We start from the raw sequence: 16,978 nt of genomic DNA, 5'->3' as shown, positions 1-16,978 counted from the left end.
CCAGTCGAGGCGCGCGGCCGGTGTCGGCGCGGAAGTGCGGGTGGGCGTGTGCGTCGAGCGTTCGTGCGAACTGTTCGTCGCGCTGCTGGCCGTGCTGAAGGCGGGCGGCGTGTTCGTGCCGCTCGACCCGCGCCATCCGGCCGCGCGCCTCGACTGGATCGTCCGGGATGCCCGGCTGCGGCACGGCATCGTCGACGCGGCCGGCCGCACGGCGCTCGGCACGCCGTTCGAGCACGCGTTCGACGCGGCAGCCGAGGCAGCGGATGGCCACGAGGTCGCCGAGGACGACGAAGCAGTGCCCGTCCACCCGCGTGCGGCCGCCTACATGATCTACACGTCGGGTTCGACCGGCACGCCGAAGGCGGTCGTCGTCGAACACGGGCCGCTCGCCGCGCACTGCGACGCGCTCGCGGCCGCGCTGCCGATCGAGGCCGGCGACCGCCTGCTGCATTTCGCGTCGGTCAATTTCGATGCCGCGCACGAGTGCTGGCTCGCGCCGCTCGCGACCGGTGCGAGCATCGTCGTCGCACCGCCGCAGCCGTTCGCGCCGGATGCCGCGCATGCGCTGATGGTGAGCGAGGCGGTCAACGTGGCGGCGTTCCCGCCCGCCTACCTGCGCGAATTCGCCGCGGTGGCCGCGCGCGACGGCGTGCCGCCGGCGCTGCGCGTGCTCGCGTTCGGCGGCGAAGCGCTGCCGCAGCAGGCGTTCGAATTCGTGCGCCGCACCTTCCCGTCGGTACGCCTGATCAACGGTTACGGGCCGACCGAGGCCGTGATTTCGCCGATGCTGTGGCCGGTCGAACCGGGCGAGACGCCCGCGCTGGCCGCCGACGATGCTTATGCGTCGTTGCCGATCGGTCGCGTGATCGGCCCGCGCGTCGCGCGCCTCGACGGCGTCGACGGCGGCGGTGTGGGCGAATTGCTGCTGGGCGGCGTCTGCGTCGCGCGCGGCTATCACGGCCGCCCGGCGCTGACGGCCGAACGTTTCGTTCCGGATGCCGACGGCGAACCCGGTGCGCGCGTGTACCGTACCGGCGACCTCGCACGGCTGCGCGACGACGACGCATTCGACTATCTCGGCCGCCTCGACGACCAGGTCCAGGTACGCGGCGTGCGCGTGGAGCCGGCCGAAATCGCCGCGTGCCTGCGCGCGCATCCGGCCGTGGCCGACGCAGCCGTGGTCGCCGACACCGGCAACGGGCCGACGCGCCTGATCGCGTGCGTCGCACTGCGCGCGGCGGCCGACGATGCGGCGCTCAAGGCGCACGTGGCCGGGCAACTGCCGGCCGCATGGCAGCCGCACCGGTTCGTGCGTTGCGATGCGCTGCCGTACACGTTGAACGGCAAGATCGACCGTGCCGCGCTGCGCGAGAAGATTGCCGCCGCGCGCGACACGACGCAGGGTGGCGGCGACGCACCGCGCACGCCGACCGAACAGCAGCTCGCCGGCCTCTGGCAGACGCTGCTCGGCCTCGATGTCGCACCGTCGCGCGACGACCGCTTCTTCGCGCTGGGCGCCGATTCGCTCGCCGCGATGCAGTTGCAGGCCGCGATCCGGGCCGCGGTACGCGTGAACCTGCGGCTCGATACGCTGTTTGCCGATCCGGCGCTCGCCGAACTGGCCGAAGCGGTCGATCGTGCGGAACGCGAAACCGGCGAACCGCTGGCCGCGATCGCCGCGCGCCGGTTGACGACCGGTGCGGCCGATGCCGCCGCGGCATGCGCGCCGTTCGTCGATCGCGCCGCCTCGCTCGCGCAGCAACGTTTCTGGGTGCTCGCGCAAACGCGTGACGCGAGCGCCGCCTATCACATCGCCGCGCACTGGGCGATCGACGGCACGCTCGATCGCGACGCGCTGCAACGCGCGCTCGATCACGTGATCGGCCGGCACGAGGCATGGCGCACGACGCTCGTCGACAACGACGACGGCGTGGTGATGCAGCGGATTCATGCGCACCTGCCGGTGTCGATCGCCAGCGTCGACCTGCGCGACCAGCCGCCCGCCGCCCGCGACGCGCAAGCCGCGCGTCTTGCCGAGCGCGAAGCGGCCGAACCGTTCGACCTCGCGCGCGGCCCGCTGCTGCGCGCGACGCTGGTCGCGCTCGCGGACGACCGTCACCGCCTGCTGCTGACGGCCCATCACGCCATCACCGACGGCTGGAGTTCGCGCTGCGCGTTCGACGAACTGTCGGCCGCCTATCGCGCGTATGCGGAAGGCCGCGCGCCGTCGCTGCCCGATCTGCCGATCCAGTACGCCGACTATGCGGACTGGCAACGCGACATGCTGGCCGGCGGCGAGGGTGAACGTCAGCTCGATTACTGGCGCGGCGCATTGCGCGACGTGCCGGGCCCGCTCGCGCTGCCGGTCGACCGCCAGCCGGGCGCGGCGCGCACGCTGCAAGGTGCGCGCGTGTCGGTGCGGCTGCCCGACGCGGTCGCGGCCGACGTGCGGCAACTCGCGCGCGACGCGCAGGCGACCGTCTTCACGGTGCTGCTGGCCGCGCTCGACGCATGGCTGTCGCGCCTGACCGGCGCAACGGATGTCGTGGTTGCGGTACCGGTCGCGCATCGTCAGCGCCCCGAAACGCGTGCGCTGCTGGGCCTGTTCCTGAATACGGTCGCGCTGCGCGTGCGGGTGGCGCCGACGCTGCCGTTCCGCGCGCTCGTCGATGCGGCGCGCACGGCGGCGCTCGATGCGGTCGCCCACCAGGACGTGCCGTTCGAGCGTGTCGTCGACGCGGTGAAGCCGCCGGTCAAGCGCGGCGACGAATGGCTGCGCGTGAAATTCGCGCAACAGTTCGACGCGCGGCACGACAGCGTGCTGCCGGGCGCGACGGCCGTTGCGACGCCGGGCCCCGATCTCGCCGCACGCTTCGACTACGCGGTGGATTTCACCGACGATGCGAACGGCATCGAACTGGTCGCGGCCTATGCGACCGACTGCATCGATGCGGACACCGCGCGTGCGTGGCTCCACAGCTACGCGGCGCTCGTCGGTGCCGCCGCGCGCGATCCGCACCAGACGACGGCTGTCCTGCCGTGCGACGCGTCGGCCGCTGCGCGCCAGCCGCGCGACGGCCGTGCGCTGCGCATCGAACATGCGGACATCGCCGCCGCGTTCGCGCGGCAGGCGGCCGCGTATCCGCATCGCGTCGCGCTTGCCGATGCGTCGGCGTCGCTGACGTTCGGCGAACTCGACGACGCATCGAACCGCCTCGCACGCGCGCTGTCCGGGCGAGGCGTGGGCGCCGAAGTGCCGGTGATCGTCTGCATCGAACGCTCCGCGCGCTTCGTCGTCGGCCTGCTCGGCGCGCTGAAGGCCGGCGCGCTCGCCGTGCTGCTCGATCCCGCCCAGCCGGCCGCCCGGCTGGCCGCGGCGGCAGCCGACTGCGGCGCGCGCTGGGCGCTCGTCGCGGATACCGAGGCGTGGCCGGCCGGCATCGACGCACAGCCGCTCGACGTCGACACGCTCGCGCAGGACGCCACGCTCGCGCTCGCGGCCGGCGTGCGCGTCGCGCCGCACCCGGAACAGGGCGCTTACCTGATCTATACGTCGGGCTCGACCGGCACGCCGAAGGGCGTCGTCGTGTCGCACGGCGCGCTGGCCGACTACGTGCAGGGGATGCTCGACGAACTCGCGTTCGCACCGGACGCATCGTTCGCGATGGTATCGACCGTCGCGGCCGACCTCGGTCACACGACGCTGTTCGGCGCGCTGTGCGCGGGCCGCACGCTGCACCTGCTGCCGGCCGCTTGCGCGTTCGATCCGGACCTGTTCGCCGACGAGATGCGCCGCCGCGACGTCGGCGTGCTGAAGATCGTGCCGAGCCACCTGCAGGCGCTGCTCGACGCACGCGTGCCGGCCGACGTGCTGCCGCGCCATGCGCTCGTGACGGGCGGCGAAACGCTGACGTGGGCGCTCGTCGCGCGCCTGGCCGCGCTTGCGCCGGCCTGTCGCGTGATCAACCACTACGGGCCGACCGAAGCGACGGTCGGTGCGATCGTGTGCGATACGGCGTCGATCGCCGCCGAGGCGCGCGATCCCGCGAGCGGCGTGCCGCTCGGCCTGCCGCTGCCGAATGCGCGCGCGCTGGTGCTCGACGCGTTCGGCGCGTGCGTGCCGGCCGGCGCGACGGGCGAGCTGTATCTGGGCGGGCCGGGCGTCGCGCGCGGCTACCTGGCGCGCCCGGCGCAGACCGCCGAGCGCTTCGTGCCCGATCCGTTTACGCCCGGCGCGCGGCTGTATCGCACGGGCGACCGTGTCCGGTTGCGCGCCGACGGCCGTCTCGCGTTCCTCGGCCGCATCGACGACCAGGTGAAGATTCGTGGCTACCGTGTCGAACCGGGCGAGGTCAGTGCGGCCGTGCGTGCGGCCGGGCCGGTCGCGCAGGCCGAAACGCTCGCGATCGAACACGATGGCCGCCTGCGGCTCGCGACGTTCGTCGTGATGCGCGACGGCGCGACCTTCGACGAGGCCGCCGTGCGCGCGGCGCTTGCCGCGAAGCTGCCCGACTACATGGTGCCCGCGCAGTTCGTCGCGCTCGCACGCCTTCCCGTGACCGCGAACGGCAAGATCGATCGTGCCGCGTTGCGTGAACAGGCGGCCGCGCCGGTCGCGACCGCGTCCGGCAATGCGCCGCAGGGCGCGGTCGAAACGGTGCTCGCCGAAGTCTGGCAGGCCGTGCTGAAGGCGCCGCAGGTCGGCCGCGACGACAACTTCTTCGAACTCGGCGGCGATTCGATCCTCGTGCTGCAGGTGATCGCCCGTGCGCGCAAGCGCGGCGTGCGCTTCACGCCCAAGCAGCTGTTCGACGGCCCGACGGTCGCCGAACTCGCACGCATCGCGAAGACGGAGGACGTGGCTGTCGCCGCCGCCGTCGCGCAGCCTGCGGCCGGATCTGCCGCCGGCGCACCGGTGACGGCGCAGGTCCTGACGCCCGCGCAGCAGCGTTTCTTCGCGCTCGACATCCCGCGCCCGGGCCACTGGAACCAGTCGGTCGCATTCGACGTGCGCGGGCCGTTCGACGCCGATGCGTTCGCGCGCGCCTTCGACGCATTGCTGACGCATCACGACGCATTCCGCCAGCGTTTCACACGCGGCGCGGACGGCACGTGGCACGCCAGCGATGCCGCGAAACCGTACGACGCGCTGCCGTTCGTCGAAGTCGCCGCCCGCGACGAAGCCGACGCGCTCGCGCGCTTCGACACGTTGCAGCGCCGCCTCGACCTCGGTCGCGGGCCGCTGGCCTGCGCATGCGCGGCACGCTTGCCGGACGGCTCGACGCAGCTCCATCTGGCGATTCACCATGCGATCGTCGACGGCGTGTCGTGGCGCATCCTGCTCGACGACCTGGACTCGGCCTACCGCGCGGCATGCGAACGCACGCCGATCCGGCTGTCGCAGCCGGGCCTGCGCGCGGATGCCTGGGCGTCGCGGCTCGCCCGTGCGGCGACGGAACCGGCATCGCCGTTCGCGGCCGAGGCGACGTACTGGGCCGGCATGGCGCAGGGTGACGACGTCGTGCCCGACCACCCCGACGCCACGGCGACGAACGCCGATGCTGCCGTCGTCGTGCAGACGATCGACGCGGCGTTGACCCGTGCGGCGCTGACCGATGCGCATGCCGCCTACCGCACGCAGACGATCGAATTGCTGGGTGCCGCGCTTGCACTGGCGCTGGCCGGCGCGAGCGGCGCCGCCTCGTGCCGCATCGAACTGGAAGGGCATGGCCGCGAGGCGCTGTTCGACGATGCCGATGCGAGCCGCACGATCGGCTGGCTGACGAGCCATTACCCGGTGACGCTGCCGGTCGCGGCCACCGCGCGCGACACGCTGTGCGCGGTCAAGGACACGTTGCGCGCTGTGCCGCACAAGGGGCTCGGCTTCGGCGTGCTCGCGCACTACGGCGATGCGGCGACGCGCGCGGTGCTGGCCACCGTGCCGCGTCCGCGCGTCACGTTCAATTATCTCGGCCAGTTCGACGCACCGCGCGATGCCGTGCTCGTGCCGCGCTTCGGCGGCACCGGCGTCGAGCGCGATCCGCACGGTCCGCTCGGCAATACGCTCGCGATCCACGCGTACCTCGATACGGATCGCGACGGCGCACGCACGCTGAAAGTGCACTGGGTCTACGGTGCACCGCAATTCGAGCGCACGACGATCGACGCATGTGCCGAGCGCTTCGCGGCGGCGCTGCGCGAGCTCGTCGACGCGTGTGCGTCACGCGTCGCGCATCGCGGCGCCGGCGCGACGCCGGGCGATTTCCCGCTCGCGCAGGCCGCCGGTCTCACGCAGGCCGCGATCGAACGCACGCCGCTCGACTGGCGCACGATCGATGACGTCTATCCGCTGTCGCCGATGCAGCAGGGCATCCTGTTCCACGCGCTGTTCGCCCCCGGTCACGCCAGCTACGTGAACCAGCTCGTCGCGACCGCGGCCGCGCTCGATGCCGACCGGCTCGTCGCCGCGTTCGAGGCGTCCGTCGCGCGCCACGACATCCTGCGCACGAGCGTGATGCCGGACGAAGCCGCGCCGCTGCAGTGCGTGCATCGTCATGCGCGGATGCCGGTCGAACAGCTCGACTGGCGCACGCGCGGCGACACGCTCGACGCCTATTTCGACGCATGGCTCGCGGCCGATCGCGCACGCGGCTTCGACTGGCGCGAGCCGCCGTTGATGCGTCTCACGCTGATCCGCGTGACCGACGACGCATGGCGCGTCGTGTGGACGCGTCATCACGTGCTGCTCGACGGCTGGAGCACCGCGCGCCTGCTGGCGGACGTGCTGCGCGACTATCGCGACCCGGACGCCGTATCGCCGTTCGCGAGCCGCCCGGCACTCCGGTATCGCGACTTCATCGCCTGGCTCGGCACGCGCGACCGCGACGCCGACGAACGCTTCTGGACCGAACGCCTCGCACGACTCGACGCCCCGACGCTGATCGCGGACCGCACGGCCGACCGTGCGGATGCCGACATGGTCACGTGGCGCGCGACGCTCGATGCCGACGCGATGACGCATGTCGCGCAGACGGCACGTGCGTTGAAGCTGACCGTCAATACGCTGGTGCAGGGCGCGTGGGCGCTCGCGCTGCAGCGGATGACGCACCAGCCGGCCGTCGCGTTCGGCGCGACCGTCGCGGGCCGTCCCGACGCATTCGCGGACGTCGATGCGGTGCTCGGCCTCTTCATCAACACGGTGCCGGTGATCACCGCGCCGGCGCCGCAGCAACGCGCGGCCGACTGGCTGCAAGCGCTGCAACGCGACAACGCGGCGGCCGCCGAGCACGCGCACACGCCGCTTGCCGACATCCAGCGCTGGGCGCGCGGCGCGGGCGGCGCACTGTTCGACACGCTGGTCGTGTTCGAGAACTATCCGGTCGACGACACGGCGCGCGACGCCGATCCGCGCGCGCTGGTTTTGAGCGGCGTGCGCAGCATCGAAGCCACCGATTTCGCGCTGACGCTCGTGATCGAGAGCGGCGCCGAGCTGACGATCGACTACGGCTACGACACCGCGCGCGTCGATGCGCGGCAGGTCGAAACCTGGCACCGCGCGTTCGCCTGCGCACTCGATGCGCTGGCCCGCACGCCGGATGCGCTGCTCGGCACACTGTCGATCGCCGACGACGCCACCCGCGACGCACTGGCGCGGGCGCAGGACACCGCGCGCACATGGCCGGTTTCGCAACGGCAGCCGCTGCACCTGCAATTCGCCGATGCGGCGCGGGCGACGCCCGACGCGATCGCGCTCGAATACGCGGACGTTCACGGCGGCGTGCATCGCGCGACCTATCGCGAGCTCGACGTCGGTACGTCGCGCATCGCGGCCGCGCTGCGCCGGCGCGGCGTGCGGCCCGATACGCCGGTCGCGCTGTGCGTCGAGCGTTCGTTCGACATGGTGATGGCGCTGGTCGGCGTGCTGAAGGCCGGCGCGGCCTACCTGCCGGTCGATCCCGACTATCCGGCCGAACGCATCGCGTATCTGCTGCGCGACGCGCGGCCGGCCGTCGCGATCACCCAGGCCCATCTGCGCGAGCAGGTCGAGGCGGCGCTGGGCGACGGTGCAACGACGCAGTTGCTGACGGTCGCGGACCTGCTGGCGGATGAAACCGTCGACGAAACGGTCGTCGACCTCGCCGGCGTGACCGCCGAGGTCGACGACGCACAGCTTGCCTACCTGATCTACACGTCCGGCTCGACCGGCAAGCCGAAGGGCGCCGGCAACACGCACGGTGCGCTCGCGAACCGGATCGCGTGGATGCAGCACGCGTACCGGCTGACGCGCGACGACGTCGTGCTGCACAAGACGCCGTTCGGCTTCGACGTGTCGGTGTGGGAATTCGTGTGGCCGCTGGCGATCGGCGCGAAGCTCGCGATCGCCGCGCCCGGCGACCATCGCGATCCGGCGCGTCTCGCGGCCGCGATCCATGCGCACGGCGTGACGGTGCTGCACTTCGTGCCGTCGATGCTCGCCGCGTTCGCCGCGCATCTCGACGATTTCGCGGCCGCCGCGCAATGCGACAGCGTGCGCCTGATCGTCGCGAGCGGCGAGGCGCTCGCGCCCGAACTCGTCGAGAAAATGGCGCGGCTGCTGCCGCACGCGACGCTCGTCAACCTGTACGGGCCGACCGAGGCCGCAATCGACGTGTCGCACTGGACGTGCGGCCCCGACGACGCGCAGGCGGTCGCGGTGCCGATCGGCCATCCGATCGCGAACCTGCAACTGCACGTGCTCGATGCCGCATGGCAACCGGTGCCGGCCGGCGCGACCGGCGAACTGTATCTCGCGGGCGCGGGCCTCGCGCGCGGTTATCTCGGCCGTCCAGCGTTGACCGCCGAGCGCTTCGTGCCCGATCCGTTCGTTCCGGGCGCGCGCATGTACCGCACGGGCGACCTCGCGCGACGGCGTGCGGACGGTGCGCTCGATTACCTCGGCCGCGTCGATACGCAGGTCAAGCTGCGCGGCCAGCGGATCGAGCCGGGCGAGATCGAGGCGCTGCTGCGCGCGGCGCCCGGCGTGAACGATGCGGTCGTGATCGTGCGCGACGAGCAACTGGTCGGTTATGTCGCGCGCGGCGATGCTGCCCCGCTCGACCGGGCGGCGCTGCTCGACACGCTGCGCGCGCACCTGCCGGCCTACATGGTGCCGTCGCAGCTGGTCGAACTCGACGCGTTGCCCGTCACGCCGAACGGCAAGTGCGACCGCCATGCGCTGCCCGCGCCGGTACGCGAGACGGCAGCCGAAGCGGCACTCGCGACCGACACGGAACGCGCGCTCGCCGGGATCTGGCAACGCGTGCTGCACGTGGACGCAATCGGCCGCGACGGCGACTTCTTCCTGCTCGGCGGCCATTCGCTGCTCGCGACGCAGGCCCATGCGCAGGCGAACCTGCACTGGGGGCTCGCGTTGCCGCTGCGCACGCTGTTCGACACGCGCACGCTGGCGCGTTGCGCGGAGGCGATCGACGCGGCCTGCGCGGCACGCGGCGCGACCGATGCGGCGAGCGCGATCGACGCGCTGCTCGGCGAACTGGAAACCCAATAAGGACGACGGATGACGAAGGTTCAACCCGACTGGCTGGCGCTCGCGACGCGTTTCGCGCAACTGCCCGACGCGCAGCGCGCGGTGTTCATCGACAAGCTCGGCGCGGCCGGCATCGATTTTCGCGTGCTGCCGATCCCGCCGCGCACGCCGCGCAGCGACCGCGTGCCGGCGTCGTTCGCACAGACGCGGCTGTGGCTGCATGCGCGGCTGATCGATGCGCCCGACGCGTATCACATCACCGAGCGCCTGGCGCTGACGGGCCCGCTCGACGTGCACGCGTTGCGGCTTGCATGCGATGCGCTGATCGCGCGCCACGAGGCGCTGCGCACGACCTTCGACGAAGCGCCGGACGGCGTCGCGCAGACGATCCACGCGCCGCTGCGCTGCCCGTGGCGCGAAACCGATCTTGAAGCGCTGCCGGACGCGCAGCGCACGGCGCGCGCGCAAGCCGTCGCGACGGCCGAGGAAGCCGAACCGTTCGACCTCGGCGTGGCGCCGCTCGTCCGCGCGCACCTGGTGCGCTTCGACGCGACGCATCACTGGCTCGCGCTGACTGTGCACCACATCGTGTCGGACGGCTGGTCGTCGGGCGTGATGCTGTTCGAGCTTGCGTCGTTCTATCGCGCCTATGCGTCGGGCGAACCGGTGCCGCTCGCGCCGCTGCCGATCCAGTACGCCGACTATGCGCTGTGGCAGCGCCGCTGGCTCGACGCCGGCGAGCGCGAACGCCAGCTCGCGTTCTGGCGCGAACGGCTCGATCCGCAGCGCGGCGTGCTGACGCTGCCGGGCGCGGCCGCACGACCCGCGCGCCGCAGTGCGCGCGGTGCGCGCCACGTGTTTTCGCTCGACGCGCGCATCGGTGCGCAACTGCGCGCATTCGCGGCCGCGTCGGGCGCCACGCCGTTCGCGGTGCTGCTCGCCGCGCTCGATGCGCTGCTCGCGCGCGCGACGGGCGATGCGCGGATCTGCGTCGGCGTGCCGGCCGCGAACCGCGAACGCGCGGAAGTCGCCGGCCTGATCGGCTTCTTCGTCAACACGCTGGCGATCGACGTCGACGTGCCCGCGCACGGCGATTTCTCGTCGCTGGTCGCGCGCACGCAGCGTGCGCTCGTCGACGCGCAGATGCATCAGGACGTGCCGTTCGAGCAGGTGGTCGACGCGCTCGGCGTGCCGCGCAGCGCGAGCCACCATCCGCTGTTCCAGGTGATGGCCGCATACGGCGAGCGTCGTGCGTTGCCGGCGCTCGGCGCGGCGTCTGCCGCGTTGCTGCCGTCCGGTACGCCTTCCGCGAAATTCGACCTGACGCTGTCGGTCGAGGCGACGCCGGACGGCACGTTCGACGCCGCGTTCATCTACGCGCTCGACCTGTTCGATGCGGATGCGATCGAACGGCTGGCCGCGCGCTTCGTCACGCTGCTCGCCGATGCGCTCGCGCGCCCCGACATGCCGGTCGGCGATCTCGACTGGCTGCCCGCCGCCGAGCGCGCGCAGCTCCTTGCATGGAACGCGCCGGCCGGCGCGACCGATGCCGAGCCGTTCGTGCCCGTGCATGCACGCATCGCCGCGCATGCCCATGCACGGCCCGACGCGCGTGGTGTCGCCGATATCGATCGTGCGTTCACGCGCGGCGAAGTCGATGCGCGCGCGGCCCGGCTGGCGCGCCATCTGGTGGCGGCCGGCGTACGACCGGAAATGCGGGTCGGCGTCGCGCTGCAGCGCTCGGTCGACCTGCTCGTCGCGCTGATCGCGGTATTGAAGTCGGGCGCCGCGTTCGTGCCGCTCGATCCGGCTCATCCGCGCGAACGGCTCGCGCAGATCGTCGGCGACGCGAACATCGCGCACGTGCTGACCGACGGCGCGAGCGCCGCGTCGCTGCCCGAGCTGCCGGCGCTGCGCGTGTGGCGCGCCGACGAAGTCGCTGCGCTCGACGAAGCGGCGCACGTCGTGCTGCCGGACGTGCTGCCCGGGCATGCGGCTTATGCGATCTACACGTCGGGCTCGACCGGCAAGCCGAAGGGCGTGATCGTCGACCATGCATCGTTCGCGCTGCATTGCGCGGCGATCGCCGAGCGCTACGGCGCGGGCGAGCAGGACGTGTTCCTGCTGTTCCAGTCGGTCAACTTCGACGGTGCGCATGAAGGCTGGTTCTCGCAATACATGTCGGGTGCCGCCGTGTCGGTGACGGCCGACGTGCTGTGGCCGCCCGCGCAGACCTGCGCGATGATGGTCCGCGACGGCGTGACGATGACCTACGTGCCGCCCGGCTGCGCCGCGCAGCTTGCCGAATGGGCGCTCGCGCACGGCGCGCCGCCGACACTGCGGTCGCTGACCGTCGGCGGCGAGGCGACGTCGCGCGAGGCATTCGCGATGCTGCGCCGCGCGCTGCCGAACGTGCGCGTGGTCAACGGCTACGGGCCGACCGAGACGGTCATCACGCCGACGCTGTGGATGTTCCGGCCCGGCGACGATCTCGCGAAGCTCGGCGACGCCGCGTACCTGCCGATCGGTACGCTGGTCGGCGCACGCACCGCGCACGTGCTCGACGAGCGGCTGCATCCGCTGCCGGTCGGCGTGATCGGCGAACTGTACCTGGGCGGCGAGGGGATCGGCGTCGCACGCGGCTATCTCGACCGCCCGGCGCTGACGGCCGAGCGTTTCGTGCCCGATCCGTACGGCACGCCGGGCGCGCGGCTGTACCGCACGGGCGACCTCGTGCGGCGTCGCGCGGACGGCGTGTTCGACTTCATCGGCCGCGTCGACCACCAGGTGAAGTTGCGCGGGCTGCGCATCGAGCTCGGCGAGATCGAGGCGCAGCTTGCCGCGCACGACGCGGTGCGTGAAGCATGTGCGGTCGTGCACGGGCAGGGCGCACTCGCGCAGCTCGTTGCATACGTCGAGCTGACCGCCGACGCACGGGCGGCCGCGCAGCCGGTCGAAGCCGCGACGCTCGACGCACACCTGCGCCGCACGCTGCCCGATTACATGGTGCCCGCGCAGCTGATCGTGCTCGACGCGCTGCCGCGCAATGCGAACAGCAAGGTCGATCGCGCACGGCTGCCGGCGCCCGTGCGCGTCGAACGCGCGTACGAAGCGCCGCAGGACGGCGACGAAGCCGCGCTCGCGGCGATCTGGTGCGACGTGCTGAATCTCGAGCGTGTGGGCCGGGGCGATCACTTCTTCGATCTCGGCGGCCATTCGCTCGCCGCCGTGCGCGTCGCGACGCGCGTGGCCGAACGGCTCGGACGCGACGTGCCGGTGCGCGCGCTGTTCGAAGCGCCGGTGCTCGCGCAGTACGCGCGTCAGGTGGCCGATGCGCCGCGTGCAGCGCATGCCGGTGCCGCGGCGCCGGGCGTTGCGGTGGCGCAACCGGACGCCCACGGCGTGTGGCCGCTGTCGCCGGCGCAGCTCGGGCTGTGGTTCCTGTGGCGCGCGCAGCCGGACAGCGCCGCGTACAACATTCCGGTCGCGCTGCGGGTGCGCGGCCCGCTGGACGTCGATGCGCTGCGTGCGGCCTTCTCGGATGTCGCGGCCGTGCATCCGGCGCTGCGCGCGCGGCTCGTGGCGCGTGACGGCGCGCTGCCGGGCCAGCGGATCGACGCGGACGTTTCCGTCGAACTGCCGGTGATCGACCTGTCGGCGCAAGCCGATGTGCTTGCCCGAGCGGCGGCGCTGACCGACGAGGACGCGCTCGCGCCGTTCGACCTCGCGGCCGATGCGCCGCTGTGGCGCGCGCGGGTGCTGCGGCTCGGCGCGGACGATCACGTGCTGTCGCTGACGATTCATCACATCGTGTCGGATGGCGAATCGATCGAGCTCTGGCTCGATGCGGTTCGCGCGCGCTATGTCGCCCGCGTGCAGGGCGGTGCCGTGGCGGCCGGGGAGATCGCCCAACCGGTCGCCCGGCCGCTCGTGCTGCCCGCGCCGTGCCATCCGGCCCGCGTCGCTTACTGGCGCGATGCGCTGGCCGACCTGCCGGCGCGCCTGCTGCCGCAACGCGCCAGCGCACCGGCCGTGCCGCAATGGCGCGCGGCCCGCATCGCGTTCGAATTCGACGGCGCGTTGATCCGCGCCGCGCGCGATACGGCATCGGCCGCGCACGCGACGCTGCCGATGCTGCTGCACGCAGCGCTCAACACCGCCTTGTTCCGCGCGACGGGTGCGGCCGACCAGCCGGTCGGCGTGCTCGCGTCGACGCGCGAGCTGACGGGCGACGCGGCCCGCGAGGCGCTCGGCCTCTTCATCAATTCGGTCGTGGTGCGCACGCGGATCGACCCGGCCGCGCGTCGCGCGGACGTGCTGGCACAGGTGCGCGACACGGCACTCGCGGCCTATGCGCACGCCGACGTGCCGTTCGCGGACGTCGTCGCGGCGCTGCGCGCGCCGCGTGCCGCGCAGGCCAATCCGCTGTTCCAGGTGATGTTCAACTACCTGCGCCCGACCGGTGCCGCCGCGCGCGACTGGGCCGGCCTGTCGCTGGCCGGGTTCGACGATGTGCGCCATCGCGTCGTGTTCACGCTGGAGCTGGACGTCGTCGAGCATCCGGACGGGCGCGTGAGCGCCGCGTTCTCGTATGCGGACGAACTGCTCGACCGCAGCTTCGTCGACGTGCTCGTCGACGTTTACCACGACGAAGTCGCGCGCTTCGCCGGCGCGTCGGAAGCCGCCCTCGGCGCGCCCGACACGCATGCCGTTGCGCAAGCGTCGCCGCGCGCGCACGCGAAAGGCGGCGCACGCACGGCAACGTCGTCACGCGCACCGCACGCGGCAGCCGCGCTCGCGGCGCTGTGGTCCGACACGTTCGCGACGGCCGCGCCCGCGCCCGATGCCGACCTGTTCGAAGCGGGCGCGACGTCGTTCGACGTCGTGCGCTTCGTCGACGCGGCCAGCCGCGCCGGTCACGCGCTGACGGTCGCCGACCTGTTCGCGTCGCCGACGTTCGCCGCACTCGGCGCGCGGCTCGACGCATGCACGGAAACGGGACAGGAGGAACGCCATGCTGGCTGAAGTGCGTCCGGACGGATTCACGATGCTCGATACCTACCGCCTCGCATTCGCGGACGGCCTGTTCGCCGTGCGCGACGGCGCGGAGATCCGCGTCGCGCAGGGTGACGGCATCGGTGCGCAGTTGTTGCGCGCGCAACTCGGCGACGATGGCGCGCTGCGCCTCGTCGCATACAACCATCGCGCGTCGCCGGCCGACCAGCGGCGTGCGCTGCTGGCCGCATTGGCCGCGGCGTTTTCCGACAGCGCGCGCCACGCGTCGATCCGGCTCGACCCGGCCGCATGGCCGGCGGTCGCGCTCGATGCGCTGCGCGCGAGCGGCGTGCTCGCCGACGCCGGCCGTTGCATGCGCGAAGGCTGGGCACAGCAGGCCGACCTGTGGCTCGTCGGCCCGCATCTGCCGTGCGCGACGCTGCCGGTGTTCACCGACGGCCGCCGCCACCCGCGCCGGCCGCCGGCGCCGCGCGGCGAAGTCTATGCGCGCGACCTGCCGGCGCTCGGCGTGCGCTTCACGCTGCGCGGCTGGCAGCCGGACGAGGATGCCCAACGCGTCGCGCGCTGGTTCGACGAGCCGCGCGTGCGCGACGGCTGGCCGGGCGCGCAGCCTGGCGTGGACGGCGGGCAAGGTGCGGCGCCGGATGCCGACCCGCACGTCACGCCGCTCGTCGGCTGCTTCGACGGCGAACCGTTCGCGTATTTCGAGGCGTTCTGGCTGAAGGAAGACGCGCTCGCGCCGCACGTCGCGGCGCGCGACTACGACCGCGGGCTGCGGATGCTGGTCGGCGAATCGCGCTGGCGCGGCCCGCATTGCGTGGCGGGCTGGCTGCCGTCCGTCGTTCATTACCTGTTTCTCGACGACCCGCGTACCGAAGCGGTCGGCTGTGCCGTTCCGGCCGGCCACGCGCGGGTTGCCGATCATCTCGCGCGGCATGGCTTCGCGCGGCAGCGCCGTCTCGCGCTGGCCGCCGCGCAGCCGCTGTGGATGCGCACGCTGCGCGAGACGTTCTTCTCCGGCCGTCACGTCTGACGCGCCGGATTCACCGACAAGGGAGCTGAGACATGCAGAGAGAAACCGTATTCGACCTGATCGGCGTCGGCTTCGGGCCGTCGAATCTGGCGCTGGCCGTGCGCCTCGCGGAGCGCGGCGGGCTCGCCCATTGCTTCGTCGAGCGCCAGCCTGAATTCGGCTGGCATCGCGGGATGCTGCTCGACGACTGCCGGATGCAGATCTCGTTTCTGAAGGATCTCGTCACGATGCGCGATCCGAAAAGCCGCTACACGTTCATCAACTACCTGTTCGAACGCGGCCGGCTGAACGAATTCGTCAACCTGAAGAACTTCTACCCGACCCGCGTCGAGTTCCACGACTACCTGAGCTGGGTGGCCGACGCGTTCGACGATCGCGTCCATTACAGCGAGACCGTGCTGGGCATCGAGCCCGTGCGCGGCGACGGCGCGCGGATCGACGCGCTGCGCGTGCTGTCGCGCGACGCCGCCGGCCACGAGCGCCAGCGCGTCACGCGCGCGCTGTCGGTCGGCGTCGGCGGTACGCCGGCGATCCCGGACGCATTCGCCGCGCTCGGCCGCGACCGCGTGATCCACTCGTCGTCCTACCTGACCGACATCGACCGGCTCGTCGCGTCGCCGGACGGCGAGCGCCGTCGCGTCGCGGTGATCGGCGCGGGGCAGAGCGCGGCCGAGGTGTTCATCGATCTCGCGCGCCGTTTCCCGCATGTCGACGCGAGCCTCGTGATGCGCGCGGGCGCGCTGAAGCCGGCCGACGACAGCCCGTTCGTCAACGAGATCTTCAGCCCCGAATTCACCGATGTCGTCTATGCGCAGCCGCATGACGCGCGCCGCGCGCTGCTCGACCGCTATCGCGACACGAACTACGCGGTGGTCGACCGGCCGCTGATCGAACAGATCTACGAAATGCTGTACCTGCAGCGCATCGACGGCACGCCGCGTCATGCGCTGCTCGCGAACAGCGCGATCGAGGCCGCGGTGCGCACCGCCGACGGCCGCGTCGAGCTGACGGTGCGCGACCGGATGAGCGGCGCGACGCGCGTCGAGCGCTTCGACGCGCTCGTGCTCGCGACCGGCTATCGCCGCGACACCCATTCGGCGCTGCTCGAAGGGCTCGCGCCGCACCTGGGCGATGCGCTCGCGCGTGGCGACGTGACGCGCGACTACCTGCTCGCGACGCCCGCGCACTTCGCGCCGCGCATCTACCTGCAAGGCTGCTGCGAAGACAGCCACGGTTTGTCCGACACGCTGCTGTCGGTGCTGGCACGCCGCGCGGACGAAATCTGCGCGTCGCTCGAAGACGGGATCGCGCCCGCCCATGACGAAGGCGCGGCCAAGGCAAGACAGGAAAACGGGGTGAGCGCGGGCCGGATGGCTTTCGCTCTTTGACAAAGGCGCGGTCGG

General features: G+C 72.5%; 4 protein-coding genes. All 4 read left to right on the top strand.

Going from position 1 to position 16,978, the window contains the following annotated elements; genetic code table 11:
• Positions 1 to 9,547: non-ribosomal peptide synthetase (locus tag FOZ70_RS30530; protein ID WP_219707470.1), on the top strand; the 9,547-nt coding region annotated here is incomplete at its 5' end.
• A 9-nt stretch (positions 9,548 to 9,556) separates the two neighbouring features.
• On the top strand, positions 9,557 to 14,551 hold the full coding sequence (locus FOZ70_RS30525; RefSeq protein WP_219707469.1) for a non-ribosomal peptide synthetase: 4,995 nt from the start codon (positions 9,557 to 9,559) through the stop codon (positions 14,549 to 14,551).
• Positions 14,541 to 15,575 carry a GNAT family N-acetyltransferase gene (locus FOZ70_RS30520; protein ID WP_219707468.1) on the top strand — a complete coding sequence of 345 codons (1,035 nt, stop codon included), beginning with the start codon at positions 14,541 to 14,543 and terminating at the stop codon, positions 15,573 to 15,575. Before FOZ70_RS30525 ends, FOZ70_RS30520 begins: the two co-directional genes overlap by 11 nt.
• A gap of 32 nt (positions 15,576 to 15,607) precedes the next feature.
• Complete coding sequence (locus FOZ70_RS30515) at positions 15,608 to 16,963, top strand: lysine N(6)-hydroxylase/L-ornithine N(5)-oxygenase family protein (protein ID WP_219707467.1); 1,356 nt, start codon at positions 15,608 to 15,610, stop codon at positions 16,961 to 16,963.
• The last annotated feature ends 15 nt before the right edge of the window (positions 16,964 to 16,978 follow it).

Origin of the sequence: Burkholderia sp. COPS (genome assembly GCF_019425585.1) — a bacterium.
Taxonomy (GTDB): Bacteria; Pseudomonadota; Gammaproteobacteria; order Burkholderiales; family Burkholderiaceae; genus Burkholderia; species Burkholderia cepacia.
This window is presented reverse-complemented; position numbering and strand designations above follow the sequence as displayed.

Coding starts and splice junctions, on each gene's coding strand:
- FOZ70_RS30525 (WP_219707469.1), top strand. CDS start 9,557: ATGACGAAGGTTCAACCCGACTGGCTGGCGCTCGCGACGCGTTTCGCG.
- FOZ70_RS30520 (WP_219707468.1), top strand. CDS start 14,541: ATGCTGGCTGAAGTGCGTCCGGACGGATTCACGATGCTCGATACCTAC.
- FOZ70_RS30515 (WP_219707467.1), top strand. CDS start 15,608: ATGCAGAGAGAAACCGTATTCGACCTGATCGGCGTCGGCTTCGGGCCG.